This window comes from Allokutzneria sp. NRRL B-24872 (genome assembly GCF_002155965.1).
In the GTDB taxonomy this organism is placed as follows: domain Bacteria; phylum Actinomycetota; class Actinomycetes; order Mycobacteriales; family Pseudonocardiaceae; genus Allokutzneria.
On record NZ_MUMH01000014.1, the window covers coordinates 47436 to 68360 of the forward strand.

Consider the following 20925-nt stretch of genomic DNA (forward strand, 5'->3'; position numbering starts at 1 on the left):
ACATGATCAAGCACTCCACGTTCACGCTGGAGCGGACCTTCCCCGTGCCGCCCGCCGAGGTCTTCGCGCGGTGGGCCGACCCGAAGAGCAAGGCCACGTGGTTCGCCGGGCCGAAGGCCGAGCACGAGCTGGACTTCCGCGTCGGCGGCACGGAGATCGCCAAGGGCGTCAACGGCGAGGGGGAGCCGCTGGTCTTCGAGGGCGTGTACCGCGAGATCGTCCCCGACGAGCGCATCCTCTACTGCGGCGTCCTGCGCGTCGGTGACACCGTCGCGACCGTCTCGCAGTCGACCGTGCAGTTCGAGGCCGTCGCCGGTGGAACCCGGCTCCTGCTCACCGAACAGGGCGCGTTCCTCGACGGGCACGAGGAGCCCGAATGGCGGCAGGCCGGGTGCACCAGTCAGCTCGACGCGCTGGAGAAGCTCATCGCGGGTGCGGGCTGACCCCGCGCACCAGCACCATCACCGAGTCGCGCACCTGGTCGAGGCTGCGCTCCGGCTGGAACACCTGCCAGTCCAGCGCCACGACCAGGAGCGTGCCGAACAGGGCCGCCGAAGCCGTGCCCGCCTGCACGCCCTCCGGCAGCTTCCCCTGCTCCGCCGAGCGCTGTATCACCTGCTTGAAGATGGCCACGATGTCATCGCGCAGCAGGCTCAGCGTGCCGTGCCACTGCCCTGGGCTGCGCCACATCTCGCTCACCAGCAGCTGGCCGAATGCGGGGTAGTCGCGGAAGAACTCCAGGGCGGCGCCGACCAGGTGCTCCACCGGCTCAGCGGTGTCCTCGGCGGGCCGCAGCCGCTGGGCGAGCAGGTCGACCCCGTGCCGCAGCAGGGCGTCGATCAGCGCGTCCTTGCTGCCGAAGTTGTAGTACACGGTGCCCTTGGCCACCCCGGCCGCCGAGGCGATCTCGTCGACGGTCACCTCGGCGGCCCCGCGCTCCCCGAGCAGCCGCAGCGCGGCGTCGAAGAGCTTCTGCTTGGTCACCGCGGTGCGCGCGGGCCGCGGGTTCACAGCACGAGCTCCGGCTTGAGGCGGTTGGGCGTCCACACCTTCTGCTTGTACGCGGCCAGCACCGCCAGCAGCAAGCCGAAGATCAGATATCCACCGAGCACGCCGATGTCGGTGCCCATGTTCGCCCAGCCGCCGCCGTAGATCAGGTGCCGCAGCCCGTCGACCACGTAGGACAGCGGGAGCACCAGGTGCAGCACGTGCAGCGGCTCCGGCGTGGTCTGCCACGGGAACGTGCCGCCCGCCGTGGTCAGCTGCAACACCAGCAGCACCAGCGCCACGAACTTGCCGCTCGGGCCGAGCAGCGCGTTGAGCCCGTGCAGCACCGCGGTGAACGCCAGTGACGTCAGGACCATGAAACCCAGTGTTCCCAACGGGTTCGCCGGGCTGACCCCGATCACCGTGGTCACGACGAGGAACAGCAGCGACACCTGGACGCTGCCGAGCAGAGCGGCCGGCATCCACCCGCCGAGCGCGACCCGCCACGGCGCCGCGCCCGAGGTCAGCGCCCGCCGCGAGAGCGGGCGCACGAGCAGGAACAGCACGAACGCGCCGATCCAGCTGGCGAGGCCGAGGAAGAACGGCGCGAGCCCGGCGCCGTAGCTGCCCGCCTTGTTCTCGCCGATGGCGCGCACCGAGATCGGGTCGCCGATGGTCTTCGCGGTGTCCTTGCGGGTCTGCTCGTCGAGGTTCGGGATCGTCTCGACGCCCTCGCTGAGCTTGCCCGCCAACTCCTTGTTGCCGTCTGCGACCTGGTTCGCGCCGTCGCTGAGCTGCTTGGTGCCGTCGTAGAGCTGGCCCGCGCCCGTGCTGGCCTTCTTCAACCCGTCGCGCAGCTCCGGCGTCTTCGCGGCCAGCTGACCGGCCCCGTCGTCGAGCTGCTTGATCGCCGAGGACAGCTGGGGCGTCTGCGCGGCGAGCGTCGCGGCTCCGTCGGAGACCTGCTTCGCGCCGTTGGCGAGCGTCTTGAGCTGGCCCGACAGCCCCTGCACCTTGTCGTTGGCCTGGTGCAACGGCTTGCCAGCCTCAGTCATCAGGGCCAGCACCTTCTGCACCTGCTCCTCGGGCAGCCCGAGCGCGCGCAGCTTCTTCTCGATGTCGTCCCGCTTGCCGTCCAAGGTGTCGACCAGCTGCTTCGACGCGTCCGCGACCGCCGCGCCCTTGTCGGCCAGTTGCTTGTTGCCGTCGGAGACCTGCTTCGCGCCGTCGCTGAGCTGCTTGGACTTCGCGGGCAACTCAGCGGTCTTCTTGTTCAGCTCGTCCAGCCCGCCGGAGAGCTTGACGACGCCGTCGTGCAGCTTCTGCCCGCCGTCGGAGAGCTTCGTCAGCCCGGTGCCAAGCTCGTTGATCTTCTCCCGCGCGGTGCCGACGCCGTCGCGGACCTTCGCCGAGCCGTCCGCGAGCTTGCCTGCGCCCTCGGCGGCTTGCTGCGTCTTCTCGCGCATCGTGGAGAAGCCGACCAGCAGCTTGTCGGCCGCTTCCGTGCCGACCTCGGATGCCACCGCGCGCCGCACCTCGCCGACGACCTTGTCCGCGATCGTGCTGACCAGGTAGTTGTTGGCGTCGTTGGTGGTCATCACGATGATGCCCTGCCGCGGCTTGTACTCGGCGGGGGAGAGCAGTGCCTGCGAGAAGTCCTCCGGCAGCGTGATCGAGAAGGTGTAGCGCCCGTCGCGCACCCCCGCGTCGGCGTCGGCCGCGTTGGTCTTGGTCCAGGCGAAGGTGCCCGAGTCGTCGAGCTTGTCGGCGATCTTCTGCCCGGCCTTCAGTTCCGTGCCGTCCTCGCGGCTGGCGCCGGTGTCCGCGACCACCAACGCCGCCGGGACCTCGCTGAGCTTCCCGTACGGGTCCCAGTTGGCGTAGAGGTAGAGCGCGCCGTAGAGCAGTGGCACGAGCGTGATCGCCAAGACGGCCAGCCGGGGGAGCTTCCCCGCGGTCAGCCGGCGCAGCTCGTTCGCGGCGAGGCGGAACGGGGTCACTTGGTCATCTCCTGGGCTTCGTGGCGGCGGTGGACGGTGAGCGCGGGCGGTTGTTCCTGGCAGCCGAGACGCGCGGCGGGTATCCCCAGCAGGCGCGAGGACGTCTCGGTGCACAGCGCCACGACCGCGAGCCCCTGCTCTGCCTGCTGCCTGGCGAGCGACCACCACGCGTGCGGATCGTCGGTGTGCCGGTCCGGGCAGTCCATGACCAGCGCTTTCACCCTGGGCCGCGCCGCGGCGGACTCCGTCAGCAGGCGCGTGCGCGTGGTCGCGGGCACCGTCTCGAAGCGCGCGTCGGCGTGCTGCTCCGCGTCGCGCTCGGCGAGCCATTCGCGCACCGCCCCGCGGCTCGCCCGCAGCCCCGCCATGGCCAGCTCCTCGCCGATCACGTCGCGCAGCCGCAGCGAGCCGTCCGGTTCGGTCACCCCCGGCGCGTCCACCACCGCGACTCCGGCGCGCAGCCCCGAGTCGTTCGTGCGACCGTCGAGCAGGACCGCGCCCTCGTGCGGCTGCATCCGCCCCGCCAGCGTCAGCGCGAGCACCGTGTGCCCCGCCCCGGGCTCGCCGGTGACCAGGGCGACCTGACCGGGCTCGACCCGCAGCGAGGTGGGGCGCAGCAGCGGTCCGTGCGGGCCCCTGACGCCCACCGCCTTGGCCTGGATCTGCACGACGCCTCCTACTCGAACTGACCGGTCAGTTCAAATAGTGGTCCTGTGTCGAACGTGAAGCAACTCCACGACCTGTGATCCGCGTCCGACCCTCACCAACCGGACAATCCCTCCCCGCCTCAATGACTCCTTCATGTGGTTGAGCGTGCTGAACGAGTCATTGGCGTGGTTGAACGCACCGAATGAGTCATTCAGGTACTCCGGACGCCCTGAACGACCCCTTCGGGTACCTCAACTCCCCGAACGGCCCTTTCAGGTACTTGGGCGCACCAAACGAGGCGTTCGCGGCGGGCGGCGGGTTAGCGCAGTGCGGTGGCGGGGCGGACTTCCCAAAGCGTCCACAGTGGACGGTAGCCCTGGCGTGGCCAGAACACCGAGGACAGCGGGTTCGGCGGGTTGTAGTAGAGGTAGGTCCCGCTCGCGCCACCGCGCGTGAACTCGGCGTGCACGACGTCCATCAGCCGCCTGCCGATGCCGTTGCCGCGCGCGCCGGGCAGCACCGACACGCAGTTGACGTAGCCCCAGTTGCCGGGCTGCAACCGGCTCCCCGCCCAGCTGCCGGGCGTCACGGGCGTCCACGCGCAGTCGGCGAGCGCCAGTGTCATCCCGTCGCGCTCCGCCACCCACACCGGGTCGCCGTCGAGGAGCCGCTTGCGCAGCGCGTCCCGCTTGAGCGGCACAGCGTTCTCCCGGAACACCGTCGCGCCGACCGATGCTGAGTACCGCAGCTCCGCGAGCGTCAGCTGGAGCATCGCGTCCATGTCCGCATTCCGCGCCCGTCGCACCACGAGCGGTTCAACGCGCGGTTGCGGCTGCTGCACGGAACGGCGGACAGCGAGCGTGGTCAGGGGTTGGAACCCGTGGTCGAGGAACACCCGCGTGGCCTCCACGTCCCTGCTGGGCCAACTGACCAGACACGAGGAGTCGGATGTCGGCGGGCTCACCGTGCGCATCCGTTCCACCCACGCGTTCAACAGCGCGTTGAGCCCCACGCTGCCCGTGTCGCCGATGAGCGGCATCAGCTCCCAAACCTCCGCCGCAGACCACAGTCGGTGCGCGGAGCCCGCGGGGTACGAAGCGTGCGCGAGGCTCGCGGTGACCCGACGACCGTCCGGCAGTGCCGCGGTCAGCGTCTCGGTGCGGTCGTCGCACGGAGGCGCGACGGCCTCGGGGAGTGCGGGGTCGACAGCGGTGAAGCGGGCTCGTTGTGCGCTGAGCAGGTCCGCGTCGCCGGTCATGTCCTACAGCTTCTCGCAGAGGAAGATCGCCGTGCCAGGGAACAGCTTGCCGCGCAGTGGGCTCCACTGGCCCCAGATCCCCGTGTGCCCGTCAGGCCACTCCGGCTCCACGATGTCCTTGAGCGCCATGCCCGCCGCGGTGATCGCGCGCACGAAGTCGCCGAGCGTGCGGTGGTGCTCGACGTAGGTGGCCCTGCCGACCTCGTCGACCTCCACGTACGGCGAGCGGTCGAAGTACGACTGGATCACGGTGAGCCCGTCGGGGCCGGGGTCGTCGGGGAAGCACCACCGCACGGGGTGCGTCACCGCGAACGCCCACCGGCCGCTCGGCCGCAGCGTCCTGGCGACCTCGCGCATCAGCAGTTCGACGTCGGCGACGAAGGGCACGCCGCCGAAGGCGGAGCACACGATGTCGAAGGAGCCGTCCGCGAACGGCAGCGCGTCACCGCTGGCTTGCACGAGCGGCACGTGGATGCCGGTGGCCGCGTTGTCGCTCGCGGCGTGCTTGAGCATGCCCGCCGACACGTCCAGCGCCGTGGTGCGCGCTCCCCGCGCGGCCAGCCACCGCGCGCACGCGGCCATCCCGCAGCCCAGCTCCAGCACGTCGAGCCCGCTCACGTCGCCGAGCAGCCGGGCGTCCTCCTCGCGCAGGCGCTCCGGGCACCAGACGAAGTCCGCGGCGCCGAGGAAGTCCCGGTGCTCCTCGCGGTAGTCGTCCGCGTCCGCGTCCCACCAGGCGATGTTCGCCAACCGGGACTCCACGACGCCCGCCTCGCGCCTGACGATCCCGACCGTGCCGAGCGCTCGTTCCGCGCTGGCGTGCTGGTGCTGCTCAGACACACTGCTCCTACTGGGGATCGGATCGGAGTAACCGGTTTGCCCGGCCGTCGAGCAGGCGCGTACGATACCGTCCGCGCGGTGGGTGCGCGCTGCCTGCTACCGGCATCTCTCGACGTACTCGAAGCAGACTGCTCGGAACAGGGGGCGCTCGTCGCTCGTTGTTGGCCTTGTAGCACTATGACTTGCGCCGGCTAGACAAAGCCCGCAGCGAAAGAACGTGCAGAGGCCAACTACACCTATCCGTACCGGAGCACCCCACCTAATGTCCACCGACACCGTCACCATCCCTTCCTACGCCGGTCCCGCGCCTGCCAAGACCCAGGTCGCGATCAACGACATCGGTTCGGAAGAGGACTTCCTCGCCGCCATCGACAAGACCATCAAGTACTTCAACGATGGCGACATCGTCGAGGGCACCATCGTCAAGGTCGACCGCGACGAGGTGCTGCTCGACATCGGCTACAAGACCGAGGGCGTCATCCCCTCGCGCGAGCTGTCGATCAAGCACGACGTCGACCCGGCCGAGGTCGTCTCCGTCGGTGACCACGTCGAGGCCCTGGTTCTCCAGAAGGAGGACAAGGAAGGCCGCCTGATCCTGTCCAAGAAGCGCGCCCAGTACGAGCGCGCCTGGGGCACGATCGAGGCCCTCAAGGAGAAGGACGAGCCCGTCAAGGGCACCGTCATCGAGGTCGTCAAGGGTGGTCTCATCCTCGACATCGGCCTCCGCGGCTTCCTTCCCGCCTCGCTGGTGGAGATGCGCCGCGTGCGCGACCTCCAGCCCTACGTCGGTCGCGAGCTCGAGGCCAAGATCATCGAGCTGGACAAGAACCGCAACAACGTGGTCCTGTCCCGCCGCGCCTGGCTGGAGCAGACCCAGTCCGAGGTCCGCAGCGAGTTCCTCAACCAGCTGCAGAAGGGCCAGGTCCGCAAGGGCGTCGTGTCCTCCATCGTCAACTTCGGTGCCTTCGTGGACCTGGGTGGCGTCGACGGCCTGGTGCACGTCTCCGAGCTGTCCTGGAAGCACATCGACCACCCCTCCGAGGTCGTCGAGGTCGGCCAGGAGGTCACCGTCGAGGTGCTCGACGTCGACATGGAGCGCGAGCGCGTCTCCCTGTCGCTGAAGGCCACCCAGGAAGACCCGTGGCGCCAGTTCGCCCGCACCCACGCGATCGGCCAGATCGTGCCGGGCAAGGTCACCAAGCTGGTTCCGTTCGGTGCGTTCGTCCGCGTGGACGAGGGCATCGAGGGCCTGGTCCACATCTCCGAGCTGGCCGAGCGCCACGTCGAGATCCCGGAGCAGGTCGTGCAGGTCGGCGACGAGGTCATGGTCAAGGTCATCGACATCGACCTGGACCGCCGCCGCATCTCGCTGTCGCTGAAGCAGGCCAACGAGGGCTTCACCGCGGACTCGGAGTTCGACCCGACCCAGTACGGCATGGCTGCCGAGTACGACGGCGAGGGCAACTACATCTACCCCGAGGGCTTCGACCCGGAGACCCAGGACTGGCTCGAGGGCTACGACAAGCAGCGCGAGGAGTGGGAGCGGCAGTACGCCGAGGCCCGCGTGCGCTACGACGCCCACATCAAGCAGGTCGTCAAGGCCTCCGAGGCCGAGGCGGAGGCCGCCGCGAACGGTGGCGCCGAGGCCGCGGCCGCCGGTTCCTCCAGCTCCGCTGGTGGCGCCGCGACCGGTGGTGGCAACTACTCCTCGGGTGGCGAGTCCTCGGGCTCGCTGGCCAGCGACGAGCAGCTCGCGGCGCTCCGCGAGAAGCTCTCCGGCGGCCAGTAAGCCATCCCGCTCGGGTAGCACCGCAGTACGCAGAGGCGAAGGCCCCGCACCACTCCACGTGGTGCGGGGCCTTCCCCGTTCCGGGGTCGCGGTGGCGGCTCCAACCACCTCAATGACTCGTTCAGTCCGTTGAGCGTGCTGAACGAGTCATTGACCACGCTCAACCACCTCAACGAGTCATTCAGCACGTCAACGTGGCGAACGGCCTGTTCGGTGCGCGGGGAAGCCCTGAACGACCCGTTCGGTGCGCTCAACGCACTGAAAGGGTCATTCAGGGAGTTCGGCGCACCAAACGCGGCGTTCGCGATGGTGGGGTGAACCCCGCGCGCGTCAGGTGGTGGTGAGGGCTTCGAGTTGCTCGGCGGAGAAGGGGAGCGCGCGCAGCAGCGAGTCGCGGAGCAGTTCGACGAGGTCCTCGCGGTCGAGCTGGGGGCCGGAGACCCAGTGCAGCGCGATCTCCTCCACGAACGCCACGGCGCCGCGGACCAGCAACGACAGCGCGGCGTCCACCTCGATGCCCGCCGCGGTGAGGCTGTCGGTGAAGTACCCGGCGATCCGCGTCCTGCTGGAGTCCACGACCGCGCGCAGGTCGGCGTCGGCCGCGGCGGCCCCGCGCACGAGGGACAGGTATCCGTTGCGCGTGCGCTCCACGTAGCCGACGTAGCGGCTCAGGCCCTCGGTCAGCTGGTCGATCGGGGACAGCTCGGGGTTCGGGCGCACCCGTTCCACCAGGTCCTCGATGGTCGCGCTGACCACTTCGAGCACGATGTCGCCCCTGGTGGGGAAGTAGTGGAACAGCAGCGGGTTGGAGATGCCCGCGCGCCGGGCCAGCTCGTTGGTGGAGAAGCCGTCGACTCCCCGCTCGATGATCAGCTCGGTGGCCAGTTCCAACAGCTGGGCGCGGCGGGCGTCCCTGGTCATCCGGCCTCGGGGGCGCCCGGCCGGGATCTCGGCGGCGGGCTCGGTGATCGACGACATGGACCCAGTGTAGGGACCTCCGCATCCTATTGACTTCTTCTCAACAGTCACCCTACCGTGGAGTTGAGTACTTCTCAGTAACCGGTGAAGGGATGGCGGGGCATGGCCGAGCACGCGCACGTGTTGATCATCGGTACCGGCTTCTCCGGGCTCGGCGCGGCCCACCGGCTCCGCGAGCGCGGGATCACCGACGTGCTGCTGCTGGAGCGCGCCGACGACGTGGGCGGGACCTGGCGGGACAACAGCTACCCCGGCGCGGCCTGCGACGTGCCCTCGCTGCTCTACTCCTTCTCCTTCGCGCAGAACAGCGAGTGGTCGCGCTCCTTCTCCTCACAACCGGAGATCCTGGCCTACCTCCAGCGCTTCGCCAGGGACAACGAGATCTACCCGCGCTGCCGCTTCGGCCACGAGATGCTGGAGTCGCGGTGGGACGCCGAGCGCATGCGCTGGCACGTGCGCACCAGCCGGGGCGAGTTCACCGGTGACGTCCTCATCCTCGGCGCGGGCCCGCTGTCGCAGCCGTCGATCCCGGACATCCCGGGGCTGGAGTCCTTCGAGGGCACCCAGTTCCACTCCGCGCGCTGGGACCACGAGCACGACCTGACCGGCAAGAACATCGCGGTGATCGGCACTGGTTCCTCGGCCGTGCAGTTCGTGCCGAAGATCCAGCCGAAGGCCGCCAAGCTGCACGTCTTCCAGCGCACCGCGCACTGGACCATGCCCAGGTGGGACCGCAAGGTCAGCAAGGTGGAACGCCTGCTCTTCCGCCGCTTACCCGCGCTGCAACGCCTCGCCCGCTACGCCGTGTACTGGGGCCGGGAGAGCTTCGCACTGGGCTTCACCGTCCAGCCCAAAATCCTCGGCATCGCCCGCCGCCTCTCGTTGCGCAACCTCCGCCGCAAGGTCGCCGACCCGGTGCTGCGCGAGAAGCTGACCCCGAACTACGCCTTCGGCTGCAAGCGCGTCGTGGTGACCAGCGACTTCTACCCCGCGCTGACCAAGCCGAACGTCGAGCTGGTCACCGACGGCATCGCCGAGGTCCGGCCGCACGCCATCGTCACCACTGACGGCACCGAGCGCCCGGTCGACACCCTGATCTTCGGCACCGGCTTCCACGCCACGGACTTCCCGATCGGCCACCGCATCTTCAACGGCGATGGCGCCTCCCTGACCGGGACCTGGCAGGACGAGCCGGGCGCCTACCGGGGCACCACGATCGCCGGTTTCCCCAACCTGTTCATGCTGATCGGCCCGAACACCGGGCTCGGCCACACCTCGATGGTGTTCATCATCGAGAGCCAGCTCAACTACGTGCTGGACGCGCTCGACCACCTGCGTGAGCACCGCGTCACCGCCGTGGAGCCGTTGCGGGAGCCGCAGATCCGCTTCAACAAGCGCATCCAGCGGCGCATGCGGCGCACGGTGTGGTCGCGCGGCGGCTGTTCGAGCTGGTACCTGGACGACCAGGGCCGCAACATCGCGCTGTGGCCGGGCTTCAGCTTCAGCCTGCGCATGACCACGCGGAAGTTCGACCCCGACGCCTACCGCACCCTGGTCCGCTCCCGCGCGGTCCACGACGAGCTGACGAGCGTCCGGTGAAGACCGCGCTGATCACCGGAGCCGCCAGGGGCATCGGTGCCGCCACCGCGAAAGCTTTGGCGGCCAAGGGAACCCGCGTCGCCGTGGTGGGGCTGGAGCCGGAGCGCCTGGCCGAGCTGGCCGACGAGCTCGGTCCCGGGCACCTGTGGCACCCGGTCGACGTCACCGAGCCCGAGTCGCTGCGCGCCGCCGTCGACGCCACGGTCGCGGAGTTCGGGCGGCTCGACGTGGTGGTCGCGAACGCGGGCATCGTCAACTACGGCACCGTCCGCACCACCGAGCCCGCCGACTTCGCGCGCACGATCGACGTCAACGTGAACGGCGTCTTCAACACGGTGCGCGCGGCGCTGCCGTGGATCATCGCCAGCAAGGGGCACGTGCTGACCATCGCCTCGCTCGCGTCGTTCGCGCCCGCACCCGGGATGGCGGCCTACACGGCGAGCAAGGCCGGGGTCGACGCCATGACGTGTTCGCTGCGCAACGAGGTCGCCCACCTCGGCGTGACGGTGGGCTCGGCGCACTTCGGCTGGATCGACACCGACATGGTCCGCGACGCCGACGCCGAGCTGCCCAGCTTCGCGCGCCTGCGCTCCCGCCTGCCGTGGCCCGCGAACTCCACCACCGACGTCGCGGAATGCGCCCGCGCCGTGGTCCGGGGGATCGAACGCCGCTCCAGGCGGGTCTACGTTCCGGGCTCGGTCGCGGTGGCGTACTGGGCTCGCAGCCTGATCACCAGCCACGTCGCCGACCTCGTCACCCGGCGCCTGATGGGCCGCTTCATCGACGACTACGAGGCCGAGTTCGCCGAGCTCGGCCGGGCCGTCGGCAACCACGCGCACAAGGCACGGCACAGCTGACACAATCCGCCTCATGTTGCGCGTGGGGCTCACCGGTGGGATCGGATCTGGGAAGTCGACCGTCTCGGGCAGGCTCGCCGAGCTCGGCGCGGTCGTGATCGACTCCGACCTGCTGGCCAGGGAGGTCGTCGCACCGGGAACCGACGGCCTGCGGGACGTCGTCGCCGTCTTCGGCGAAGGGGTGCTGGCCGAGGACGGGTCGCTGGACCGCCCCGCGCTCGCCAAGATCGTGTTCAGCGACGACGCCGCCCGCCGCGCGCTCAACGGGATCGTGCACCCCAGGGTCGGCGCGCGCACCGGCGAGATGATGGCCGCCGCGCCCTCGGAGGCGATCGTCGTGCACGACGTCCCGCTGCTGGTGGAGAACGGCATGGCGCCCGCCTACCACCTGGTGCTCGTGGTGGACGCGCCCGTCGACGAGCGCGTGCGGAGGTTGGTCTCCGCGCGCGGCATGGCCGAGTCCGACGCGCGCTCGCGCATCGCCGCGCAAGCCAGCGACGAGCAGCGCAGAGCCGCCGCGGACGTGTGGCTGGACAACGGCGGCGAGCGTGCCGCGGTGCTGGCCGAAGTGGACGAACTGTGGGAACAGCGTCTGCTGCCCTTCGAAGCGAACACCCGTGAACAGCGCGTTCACCGCGTCGGCTCCCCGAAGGTCGTCGACTACGACCCGGAGTGGCCCGCGCAGGCGGCTCGGCTGATCGCCCGCCTCCAGGCGGCGACCGGCGGCGCCCCCGTCGAGCACATCGGCTCCACGTCGGTCCCGGGGCTCGCGGCCAAGAACGTGGTCGATCTCCAGCTCGGAGTCGGCTCGCTGGAGGAGGCGGACAAGCTGGCGCACACTTTGGCGGAGGCCGGTTTCCCGCGCTACCCGGACGCCTTGACCGACACCGTGCTGCCCTCGCACCCGGACCCAGAGGTGTGGCGCAAGCGCGTGCACTGCTCGGCTGATCCCGGCCGTCCGGTGAACCTGCACGTCCGTGTCCGCGAATGGCCCGCGTGGCGCTACGCCCTGGTCTTCCGCGACTGGCTGCGCGCGCACCCGCACGAGGTCACGGCCTACGCGACGCTCAAGCGCGAGCTGGCTCCAGCGTTCGCCGCGGACGGGGGCGCCACGCGCTACGCCGACGCCAAGGACCCGTGGATGCACGCGGCGCTGGCCCGCGCCGTCGACTGGGCCGGAGGACACGCCGACCGGTCGTGGTGAGGGGACCGGCCGGCGTGCGCTCGCGTCAGATCTCCGGCATCGGGGGCCAGCTGTCGTAGATCCCCATGGAGGACAGCCAGCTGCTGATGTCGTGGCGCTGGTAGGAGATCTCCTCCAGCGTGCGGTGAACGGTCCGCAGCGCCAGGTCGGCGTCGGGAGCGCGCAGGACCCGCCCGGCGACGGCGGCGGCGAACTCCTCGGAGCGGACGATCCGCGCCGTGGTCCCGCCGGGCACCGAGAGCCCGAGCAACAGGTCGGTGGTTCGCCAGGACCGGGTATCTCGCTGCACCCGCACGGCCGTCAGCACGCTGGGCGCGCTGCGGGCGTGCCTGGATCTCGGCCGGTGGTACGTCAACCGCAGCCCGAGGTCCGGCAACAGCCAGGTGACCTCGCACTCGGAGAACGGGTCCTCCGGAGTGGGGCACTCCGTGTGGAGACCCCACGGCTCGACCCGGCACGTAGTCAGCTGCCGGGCAGTTCCTGACGAGTAGTTTCGCACCGAGGTAAACGTGTCAACCACGTCGACCAGCTGCGGTGTGATGACCGCGCTCACAAATCGGAGAGTAGCGGGGGCGCTGCGACACGTGATCGACGGGTCTGGTGTCGAGCTCACGTGCGGTCAGTGCCCAAGTATCGATCCGGGGACGCCAGCCTCCACGGCCCGCCGACGCCGATCGGGGGTTCACGCCTGAGGGCGGTCACCCATGGTCACGGTTTCCACGACAGGGCGATACCGTGACCGGTGAGCCATTTGTCGAGGTCATAGCCGCTTCGACTCAGCCCGTCGACTGTGCGATGCGTCACGGTGAGTGCCCACTCGGCCTCTTCGGCGTCGACGAGGCCCGATCCGAGAGCGCTCAGCAGCTCGTCGATGTCGACCACGTCGACGGCCGATCCGGACGTCACGAGCAGGTCCAGGTAGAGGTCCTTGGTCCGCCAGACGTTTCCGACGCGGCTGATGTTCACCACATCGAGGTAATAGTCGAAGCTCTCCTCGCAGCCCGGGTGCCACGACCAGCGGCCGACGCGCAGCCCGAACGAGGGCAGCAACCAGCTCCGGAAGTAGGCCAGGCGGGGGTGCCCCGGTGTCGGTCGGGCCATGTAGAGGCCGAACGGCTCGCTCCGGTAGGCGTCGACCTGGCGCACGAACCCCTTGGGGTCGGTGTTCGTGCCCGCGTCGACGTCGAAGACCTCGATCTTCGGCGGGTGGAGCTGGCCTGGTCCCTGGTGGGCTGCGCTGGGCGTCACGCCGTCCACGATCGCTACGTGAAGGGAGTTCGTCCAGAACAATCACACGCCTGGTCGCGTCGTGGCATCCTGCCTCCCCCGGACTGGGCCGGGGCACGTCACGAGGGGGAGCCGTGTTCGGCATCATCCGACCCTGTCGCAACCGCCTGTCCAAGCAGCTGCGCGAAGCCTGGCTCGCGCACCTGTGCGGGCTCTGCCACGCGTTGCGCGACGAGCACGGCCAGCTCGCCAGGGTCGTCACGAACTACGACGGCCTGGTCATCTCGGTCTTGGTCGAGGCGCAGTCGGAGCGCGCGAGCAGGCGCACGGCGGGCCCGTGCCCGTTGCGCGCGATGATGCCCGCGAAGATCAGCATCGGCTCCGGCGCGCAGCTGGCCGCCGCCGTCTCGCTCGTGCTGGCCTCGGCGAAGGTCCGCGATCACGCCGAGGACGGCGATGGCGCCTTCGCCAGCCCGCGCCTGGCGGGCGTCGGTCGCCGGGTCGCGACGCGATGGGCCAGACAGGGCGCGAGCACCGGCGACAGCATCGGCTTCGACACCGCCGTGCTCACCGAAGCCGTTCTGCGCCAAGGAGATCTGGAGCGCGGGATCGGCATCGGCGACTCACCGCTGCTGGCCACCGAGCCCACCGAGACCGCGACCGCGGCGGCCTTCTCCCACACCGCCGTGCTGGCTGGCCGCCCTGGCAACGCCGACGCGCTGGCCGAGGCCGGGCGGCTCTTCGGCCGGGTCGCGCACCTGCTCGACGCGGTGGAGGACCTGGCCGCCGACCGCGCGTCCGGCGCGTGGAACCCGCTGCTGGCCACCGGTACCTCCTTCGAGGAGGCCCGGCGGCTCTGCGACGACGCGGTCCTCGGCGTGCGCTTGGCCTTGAAGGAGGTCGACTTCACCGACCAGCGGCTGGCCCACGCTCTGCTCGTGCACGAGCTGGAGGCGGCCGTCGAACGGGTCTTCGCCCAGCACGCCGACCCGACCGCTCCGCAGGCTCCCGAGCTGCCAAGGCGCAACTGGTTCGTCGGCTGCGGCATCGCCTCGTTCATGTTCTGCACGGGCCAGATGTGCTGCCGCAAGGAGTACAACGACCCGTGGGACCGCAAGAAGAAGCAGGGCTTCTGCCATCGCGACAACTGCTGCACGGAGTGTTGCGGTGACTGCTGCGGCGAGTGCGGCTGCCGAGCCTGCGAGGGCGGAGTGAACTGCGGGTGCCGCGCCTGCTGCCGCAGTTGCGACTGTGATTGCTCCTGCTGAGCAGACTGTCAGGGGTCCGACATACCCTCGACGACGTGGCACAGGAACCGCACTACTCCACTGAGTCGATGCTCGATCCCGCAAGCGGATCTTCGGCGGCTGGCCCGATCTCCGAGCACCGTCCGGTGGGCGAGATCCCACGGGCGTCGGGCCGGTTCGAGGTGGTCAGCGACTACAAGCCCGCAGGTGACCAGCCCGCGGCCATCAACGAGCTCGAACGCCGGGTCAGGGCGGGCGAGCGGGACATCGTGCTGCTCGGCGCGACCGGTACCGGCAAGTCCGCGACCACGGCGTGGCTGGTCGAGCGGTTGCAGCGGCCCACCCTGGTGATGGCGCCGAACAAGACCCTCGCCGCCCAGTTGGCGAACGAGCTGCGCGAGCTGTTCCCGAACAACGCTGTCGAGTACTTCGTCAGCTACTACGACTACTACCAGCCAGAGGCCTACGTCCCGCAGACCGACACCTACATCGAGAAGGACTCCTCGACCAACGCGGAGGTCGAGCGCCTGCGCCACTCCGCGACGATGAGCCTGCTGACGCGCCGCGACACCATCGTCGTCGCCTCGGTGTCCTGCATCTACGGCCTCGGCACGCCGCAGGAGTACCTGGACCGCTCGGTGCAGCTGGAGGTCGGCCAGGAGGTCGAGCGCGAGACGCTGCTCCGCGCGCTGGTGGACGTGCAGTACACCCGCAACGACATCGCCTTCGCGCGCGGCACCTTCCGCGTGCGCGGCGACACGGTCGAGGTCATCCCCGCCTACGAGGAGCTGGCCGTGCGCGTCGAGTTCTTCGGCGACGAGATCGAGCGGCTGTACTACCTGCACCCGTTGACCGGCGACGTGGTCAAGGAGTGCGACGCGCTGCGGATCTTCCCCGCGACGCACTACGTGGCGGGTCCTGAGCGGATGGAGCGGGCGATCCGCGACATCGAGCAGGAGCTGGAGGTGACGCTGGCGAAGATGGAGAAGCAGGGCAAGCTGCTGGAGGCGCAGCGGCTGCGCATGCGCACCAACTACGACATCGAGATGATGCGCCAGGTCGGCTTCTGCTCCGGCATCGAGAACTACTCGCGGCACGTCGACGGCCGCTCTGCGGGAACCGCGCCCGCGACGCTGCTGGACTACTTCCCCGAGGACTTCCTGCTCGTCATCGACGAGTCGCACGTGACCGTGCCGCAGGTCGGCGGCATGTACGAGGGCGATGCCTCTCGCAAGCGCACCCTGGTCGAGCACGGGTTCCGGCTGCCGAGCGCCATGGACAACCGCCCGCTGACCTGGGAGGAGTTCACCGACCGGATCGGGCAGACGGTGTACCTGTCCGCGACGCCCGGCTCCTACGAGATGGGCCAGGCGCAGGGCGAGTTCGTCGAGCAGGTCATCCGGCCCACCGGCCTCATCGACCCCGAGGTCGTCATCAAGCCGACCGAGGGCCAGATCGACGACCTCGTGCACGAGATCCGCCTGCGCGCGGAGCGGGACGAGCGCGTCCTGGTCACCACGTTGACCAAGAAGATGTCCGAGGACCTCACCGACTACCTGCTGGAGCTGGGCATCCGGGTGCGCTACCTGCACTCCGAGGTGGACACGCTGCGCCGGGTGGAGCTGCTGCGCCAGCTGCGGCTCGGCGAGTACGACGTGCTCGTCGGCATCAACCTGCTGCGCGAGGGCCTCGACCTGCCCGAGGTGTCCCTGGTGTCGATCCTGGACGCCGACAAGGAGGGCTTCCTGCGCTCGGGCACCAGCCTCATCCAGACCATCGGCCGCGCGGCGCGCAACGTCTCCGGCCAGGTGCACATGTACGCCGACAAGATCACCGACTCGATGCAGTACGCGATCGACGAGACCAATCGGCGGCGTGCCAAGCAGATCGCGTACAACACCGAGCAGGGCATCGACCCGACGCCGCTGCGGAAGAAGATCGCCGACATCCTCGACGTCGTCTACGCCGAGGCCGAGGACAGCGAGCAGGTGGCCGTCGGCGGTTCCGGCCGCAACGCCTCGCGCGGCAAGAAGCCGGAGCAGGGCGGCGGTGGTCGCACCACTGCGGGCGTGCTCGGTGACCGCGACGTCAAGACGATGGCCCGTGCCGAGTTGGCGGACCTCGTGCAGCAGCTGACCGACCAGATGATGAACGCGGCGCGCGAGCTGCAGTTCGAGCTGGCCGGGCGGTTGCGCGATGAGATCCACGACCTGAAGAAGGAGCTCCGTGGCATGGACGCCGCAGGCGTCAAATGAGCACTGCCGCAGGCGTCAAATGAGCACTGCCGCAGGCGTTTCGTGAGCACTGCCGCAGGTGTCCGGTGAGTGCCGTCGTGGGTGCTCGCCGGACAGTGCTGAGGTGATCGCTCGGCCTTGCGAGTGCGCAACCTTGCTGCGAGTGCGGCGTAATCGGTGCGTCCGTGGGTCAGCGAGCGCGGCGCGGCGTACGCGGTTGGTGCTCAGGCGGGACGAAGGGTGCCGCGAGGGCGGAAACGGTGGCGTGACGCCGAATCGGCGAGGTTGTGGCGGTTCGAGACCGTCAGCGGTGGGGTTTGTCTCGGCCAGCGACTGCTGGGCGGTGGGGCCGGTCGGTGGTGAGCCGACCGGCCCCGCGCGTCATCAGGCCGCGCTCGGGTCGTGCTGCATGGCGCCGAAGACGTTGCCCTCGGTGTCCGCGAGGTGGACGGTCCAGCCGAGGCCGGGCAGGGCGGTCTTGGCGACGGCGACCGCGCCGCCGTTGGCGACCGCGGCCTCCGCGGTGGCGTCGCAGTCCTCGACGAGCACGGTCAGCACGAAGGAGTTCGCGGGCTGGCCGGCGGCCGGGGCGTCGCCGGTGCGCTGCACCATGCCGCCGCCGACGGTGGCGTCCTCACCGGTCTCGATCCCCCAGTACGGCATGTCGCCGAACTGGCTGAACTTCCAGTCCAGGACGGCGCTGTAGAACGCCTGCGCGCGGGCCGGGTCGCTGGCGTTGATCGTGAAGTGGACGGGGGTACCCATTGTTGTCTGTCCTCCGGAGTGGGGATGTCGGCAGGGGGAGAGGCAGATCCTAGACAGTCCGTCGCCGAGCATGATCGCCCGGTGACCGTCCGCGCTCCGGCGTAGCGTCCGAGAGTGTCCCGGTGCGCTGGGGCAGTTCTGGGCTTTGGTGCTGGGGTTGCGCCGATTGCATGTGTTTTTTGGTTTTATGTATTGAGGTCGGGAAAATGCGTAGGAGTTCCGAAGAAAGCTGGCTTGGTTCGTGCGTATTCCCAGTGCTTGTGGGTGGGTCTGTCTGTCTGCCGTGGGAGTATCAGGCCATGGTCGCTGAATTCAAGAAGGCGCCATCTGGTCGGGGAACATTAATTCGTCGAGTGGCTGGAAACGGACAGGCGTGTCCACGATGCCGGACTTTCCTGGAGACTTGCGGATGATTCCTTCGACTAGAACGGCTCGACCAGCGTTATGCCAATCCCAGGCTGCGCGGTAGGTATCGAGCGGGAGTCGTACCCTGACTTCTGATTGTCGGCCTCTGCGCATCGTAGATACGGCGATCTCGCCGAAAGGGTCGTCGCGGTTCTCGTGACGAAACTGGATGATAGTTCCAGAAAATGTTTGTTTGGAGGGTGACCGTTGCTGGCGCAGGCCTTCGGCGGCGGATACTACTAGGTCTACGGCTTCTGCGCTAATTGACACCTGTCGTGGCATTGTTTCTGGTGCGGGTGCTACCGGAGACCAGGCGACGATGGTCTCAAACTCTCCGATTGCACTTTCATTGAGAATGCTAGCCAGTGCGGAGCAGAATTCTCTACTGACTCCGCGATAGACCAATTCGTGGATTTGATCGGGGTTTGGTCTCAGGCCGGGGTCCACGACAAGATCGCGTACGGCCTGCATTGATTGGGCAAATGTGCGAACAACTCGACGCTCGAATGGCTCGGGTGCGGCCGTGTGTAGTACGGGCTCCGCATGGTCGTCGTAGAGGGTTGGTTGCCGAGAGTCTGGTTGCTCTGGCTCGGGTATTGGTACTAGTACGGGAATGATGAACGATCCACGTTCCGTGTGTCCCATGTAAGACTTGCGGATCACTTCATCGCCGAATCGGGAGTAGCTACCAGCGATCTGGGCTCGCTCCCAACGTGCTGTTGTGGCAGTCGCTCGAAGCATCATTCGAGCTGAGCTAATCAGTTTCGTGGCAGTTCCCAGAGGGATCTTGTCGGAAATTCGATAGTCATTTGCTGCTCTTAGGTGCGTTACGTCGAATCTTACGTTCCGCACTGCGTCGGCGGTAACCTGGAATTCGCGTTGCTCTACGCGGGCAATTCTGCTCAGGACAGAGCTGATCAATACGTCATCCGGTTCGTTGGGGACTCCGACGCGGGCATCACCCTTCGACCAAAGCGTTCCGCCTGGACCAGGTGGGCTGGCTGACCAATCATGAGTTCTGAGGTAGCTCAGCAAGTCGGCCAGTGTGGGCAGAGCGACGGCGTTAGGCAACCACACCGCCTCCTCTCGACCCGTCGAAGCTAGCCTCGACGTCTTCCATCCACGCCCGTAGCGTGTCAGCTGTCAAACGTTGCGCTTTTGGGACAGCGATGTTCTGTCCGGCGGGGAGTGTATCCACCCGAACCCAGAAGGCGGCTGCACAGTGCAGGGTTGCCTCGTCTTGGTGCTGCAGCCACGAGATCTGGTCATCGGGGTCCACGATCACGAGGACGAAGTAGACGGGAACACCGGAACGTGTCCAACGTCGGCGCCAGGATTCATCGATCGACCAGGTTGCCGTCGGGCCACCCTTGAGCCGGAACTGCCCTGTGCATTTCACCTGAACTCGAGCCGGTCCGACCTCAAATTCGACTGTTCCGTCAACAGCAAGGACGTCTTCGTCTGCGCTGGTCTCCTGAAAACCCACGCCAGCCTGGCTGCACACTGCGCGAACGTAGGCAATGCCGAACCGGGACTTGGCCCGATTCGTGTCTAAGGTCGCCACACCGTTCCACGGACGGCTTACGCCATCAACCATGATCGCTAGCGTTGCTTGCCTTAGGCGTCTCGTGTAGCCGTCGTTTGCGTGAACCAGCAAGGCTTTGCCTGAGAGGGGCGAGGAGTGAGCTGTTGCGGGAGCGGACCGAGCGGTGGGTGGTGCTGCTCGACCCGGAGGGCAACGAGTTCTGCGTGCAGTGAGGCTCACTCCAGCTCCTTGGCGACCCTGGCGATGAGCGCGGCGGACTCGCCGGTGTCCAGCGCGGCGTCCACGAGGCGGTCGACCGCGCGTTCGTAGGTCTCGACGTCGCTGTCGTCCTCCAGGAACAGGTGCGAGGTGAGGTGGTCGACGAAGACCACCGTCGGCGGCCTGCTGCGCGCGTACACCGAGAACGAGCCGGTCCAGCCCACGTTCGCCCGGCCGGTGTTCGGCACCACGAGCAGGGTCACGCGGCGCCGGGTGGACATCCGCAGCAGGTGGTCGAGCTGCCTGCGCTGCACGGGAACGCCACCGACGGTGTAGCGCAGCGCGAGTTCGGTGGTGATCGCCAGCAGGGTGGGCGAGCGCTCCTCGCGCAGCCGGGCCCTGCGGCGCTTCCTGCTCGTCACCAGTTGCCGGATCTCGCGCTCGGTCAGCATCTCGCTCTCGGTCAGCAGCGCCCGCGCGTACTCGGTGGTCTGCAACAGGTCCGGGATGTGCGTCGCCTGGAAGTCGACGATGCCGTGGGCCTCGGCCTCCAGTTTCAGCAGCGTGCGCAGGCGCTCCTCGTGGTCGGGGTGGTACGGCTGCCACCAGCCGCGCCGGTCGACCTCCCTGGCCAGCGCGAGCAGCCGGGCGCGGCGGTCGCCGGTCACGTCGTAGAGGGCGAGCAGGGCGGCGACGTCCTCCACCCGCGCGCAGCGCTTGCCGCACTCGATCCGGCTGAGCTTGCTGCTGGAGGCGTCGATCCGCTCCCCGGCGTCGGCCAGGGTCAGGCCCGCGGCGATCCGCAGCCTGCGCAGCCGTTCGCCGAGGTCCTGCCCGCGCAGCGTCGGATCGGGTTCGGTCATGTGCCCTCCAGCGTCGTGGACGATTTCGGCGCAATGGTTGCGCGGGGCACTGACGAAAAAGGCCGTCGAACGGGGCCGGAGTCGGCGAATCACTCCAACGCGTTATTGATTGCCACGGTGGCAAAAAATCGAACTCGCGGGATCGAGGGGGCGAGGGTGGCTTTCGCCCACTGAGGGGGTCCCCCCGATTCAATTGTTCCGGCATTTGCCGGGAGGCGTCAACGTGCAGGTCGCGGGTGGGGGGAATCCGTCTCGTCGGCGGGGGGACCCCCTCAGTGGG

General features: G+C 68.7%; 21 protein-coding genes. 9 read left to right on the forward strand and 12 right to left on the reverse strand.

Going from position 1 to position 20925, the window contains the following annotated elements; all coding sequences use genetic code 11:
* Window positions 1-2 precede the first annotated feature (2 nt).
* Window positions 3-443, forward strand: a complete 441-nt coding sequence (locus tag CCN37_RS03520; protein WP_086819164.1) for an SRPBCC family protein — start codon at window positions 3-5, stop codon at window positions 441-443.
* On the opposite strand, the gene CCN37_RS03525 is transcribed toward CCN37_RS03520, so the two are convergent.
* The 5 genes from CCN37_RS03525 to CCN37_RS03545 all read right to left on the reverse strand — a co-directional run bounded on the left by CCN37_RS03525 (window position 424) and on the right by CCN37_RS03545 (window position 5733).
* Window positions 424-1011: a TetR/AcrR family transcriptional regulator gene (locus tag CCN37_RS03525; RefSeq protein WP_210407858.1), complete on the reverse strand. Its 588-nt coding sequence runs from the start codon at window positions 1009-1011 to the stop codon at window positions 424-426. The genes CCN37_RS03520 and CCN37_RS03525 overlap by 20 nt on opposite strands.
* Window positions 1008-2987, reverse strand: a complete 1980-nt coding sequence (locus CCN37_RS03530; RefSeq protein WP_086819166.1) for a YhgE/Pip domain-containing protein — start codon at window positions 2985-2987, stop codon at window positions 1008-1010. The genes CCN37_RS03525 and CCN37_RS03530 overlap by 4 nt, the downstream gene beginning before the upstream one ends.
* A complete protein-coding gene (locus CCN37_RS03535) occupies window positions 2984-3655 on the reverse strand; it encodes an ATP-binding cassette domain-containing protein (RefSeq protein ID WP_086819167.1) in 672 nt (223 codons plus the stop codon). The genes CCN37_RS03530 and CCN37_RS03535 overlap by 4 nt, the downstream gene beginning before the upstream one ends.
* Before the next feature lie 299 nt (window positions 3656-3954).
* Window positions 3955-4893, reverse strand: a complete 939-nt coding sequence (locus CCN37_RS03540) for a GNAT family N-acetyltransferase (protein ID WP_086819168.1) — start codon at window positions 4891-4893, stop codon at window positions 3955-3957.
* A gap of 3 nt (window positions 4894-4896) precedes the next feature.
* A complete protein-coding gene (locus tag CCN37_RS03545; RefSeq protein WP_246842794.1) occupies window positions 4897-5733 on the reverse strand; it encodes a class I SAM-dependent methyltransferase in 837 nt (278 codons plus the stop codon).
* Between the two features lie 262 nt (window positions 5734-5995).
* On the opposite strand from CCN37_RS03545, the gene rpsA reads away from it, so the two are divergent.
* Window positions 5996-7522, forward strand: a complete 1527-nt coding sequence (gene rpsA / locus CCN37_RS03550; protein ID WP_086819170.1) for a 30S ribosomal protein S1 — start codon at window positions 5996-5998, stop codon at window positions 7520-7522.
* 129 nt (window positions 7523-7651) lie between these two features.
* On the forward strand, window positions 7652-7840 hold the full coding sequence (locus CCN37_RS03555; protein ID WP_143261402.1) for a hypothetical protein: 189 nt from the start codon (window positions 7652-7654) through the stop codon (window positions 7838-7840).
* 12 nt (window positions 7841-7852) lie between these two features.
* Here CCN37_RS03555 and CCN37_RS03560 read toward each other — a convergent pair whose 3' ends face one another.
* Entirely contained in the window at window positions 7853-8500 is a 648-nt protein-coding gene (locus CCN37_RS03560; RefSeq protein WP_086819172.1) for a TetR/AcrR family transcriptional regulator, read from the reverse strand.
* Between the two features lie 102 nt (window positions 8501-8602).
* Here CCN37_RS03560 and CCN37_RS03565 point away from each other — a divergent pair, with 102 nt between their 5' ends.
* The 3 genes from CCN37_RS03565 to coaE are packed head-to-tail and all read left to right on the forward strand — an operon-like array spanning window position 8603 to window position 12160.
* A complete protein-coding gene (locus CCN37_RS03565; protein WP_086819173.1) occupies window positions 8603-10099 on the forward strand; it encodes an NAD(P)/FAD-dependent oxidoreductase in 1497 nt (498 codons plus the stop codon).
* A complete protein-coding gene (locus CCN37_RS03570) occupies window positions 10096-10956 on the forward strand; it encodes an SDR family oxidoreductase (protein WP_086819174.1) in 861 nt (286 codons plus the stop codon). The genes CCN37_RS03565 and CCN37_RS03570 overlap by 4 nt, the downstream gene beginning before the upstream one ends.
* A gap of 13 nt (window positions 10957-10969) precedes the next feature.
* A complete protein-coding gene (gene coaE, locus CCN37_RS03575; protein WP_086819175.1) occupies window positions 10970-12160 on the forward strand; it encodes a dephospho-CoA kinase in 1191 nt (396 codons plus the stop codon).
* A gap of 25 nt (window positions 12161-12185) precedes the next feature.
* On the opposite strand, the gene CCN37_RS03580 is transcribed toward coaE, so the two are convergent.
* Both CCN37_RS03580 and CCN37_RS03585 read right to left on the reverse strand, forming a co-directional pair.
* Complete coding sequence (locus tag CCN37_RS03580; protein WP_086819176.1) at window positions 12186-12713, reverse strand: DUF402 domain-containing protein; 528 nt, start codon at window positions 12711-12713, stop codon at window positions 12186-12188.
* A gap of 155 nt (window positions 12714-12868) precedes the next feature.
* Complete coding sequence (locus CCN37_RS03585) at window positions 12869-13408, reverse strand: DUF402 domain-containing protein (RefSeq protein WP_086819188.1); 540 nt, start codon at window positions 13406-13408, stop codon at window positions 12869-12871.
* Window positions 13409-13521: 113 nt separating this feature from the next.
* On the opposite strand from CCN37_RS03585, the gene CCN37_RS03590 reads away from it, so the two are divergent.
* On the forward strand, window positions 13522-14655 hold the full coding sequence (locus tag CCN37_RS03590) for a DUF5685 family protein (protein ID WP_086819177.1): 1134 nt from the start codon (window positions 13522-13524) through the stop codon (window positions 14653-14655).
* Window positions 14656-14723: 68 nt separating this feature from the next.
* On the forward strand, window positions 14724-16889 hold the full coding sequence (uvrB, locus tag CCN37_RS03595; protein WP_086819189.1) for an excinuclease ABC subunit UvrB: 2166 nt from the start codon (window positions 14724-14726) through the stop codon (window positions 16887-16889).
* Window positions 16890-17252: 363 nt separating this feature from the next.
* Here uvrB and CCN37_RS03600 read toward each other — a convergent pair whose 3' ends face one another.
* The 3 genes from CCN37_RS03600 to CCN37_RS03605 all read right to left on the reverse strand — a co-directional run bounded on the left by CCN37_RS03600 (window position 17253) and on the right by CCN37_RS03605 (window position 19635).
* Window positions 17253-17633, reverse strand: a complete 381-nt coding sequence (locus tag CCN37_RS03600; RefSeq protein ID WP_086819178.1) for a VOC family protein — start codon at window positions 17631-17633, stop codon at window positions 17253-17255.
* A 312-nt stretch (window positions 17634-17945) separates the two neighbouring features.
* On the reverse strand, window positions 17946-18485 hold the full coding sequence (locus CCN37_RS38820; protein ID WP_143261404.1) for a hypothetical protein: 540 nt from the start codon (window positions 18483-18485) through the stop codon (window positions 17946-17948).
* Window positions 18486-19101: 616 nt separating this feature from the next.
* Window positions 19102-19635, reverse strand: coding sequence for a DUF4365 domain-containing protein (locus tag CCN37_RS03605; protein ID WP_086819179.1), 534 nt, complete (start codon window positions 19633-19635; stop codon window positions 19102-19104).
* A 44-nt stretch (window positions 19636-19679) separates the two neighbouring features.
* Between CCN37_RS03605 and CCN37_RS41985 the strand changes: the two genes are divergently transcribed.
* Window positions 19680-19796 carry a VOC family protein gene (locus CCN37_RS41985; RefSeq protein WP_256388012.1) on the forward strand — a complete coding sequence of 39 codons (117 nt, stop codon included), beginning with the start codon at window positions 19680-19682 and terminating at the stop codon, window positions 19794-19796.
* A gap of 3 nt (window positions 19797-19799) precedes the next feature.
* Here CCN37_RS41985 and CCN37_RS03610 read toward each other — a convergent pair whose 3' ends face one another.
* The gene (locus tag CCN37_RS03610) at window positions 19800-20645 is read right to left on the reverse strand and encodes a helix-turn-helix transcriptional regulator (RefSeq protein ID WP_086819180.1); all 846 of its coding nucleotides are present in this window, start codon (window positions 20643-20645) and stop codon (window positions 19800-19802) included.
* Between the last annotated feature and the right edge of the window lie 280 nt (window positions 20646-20925).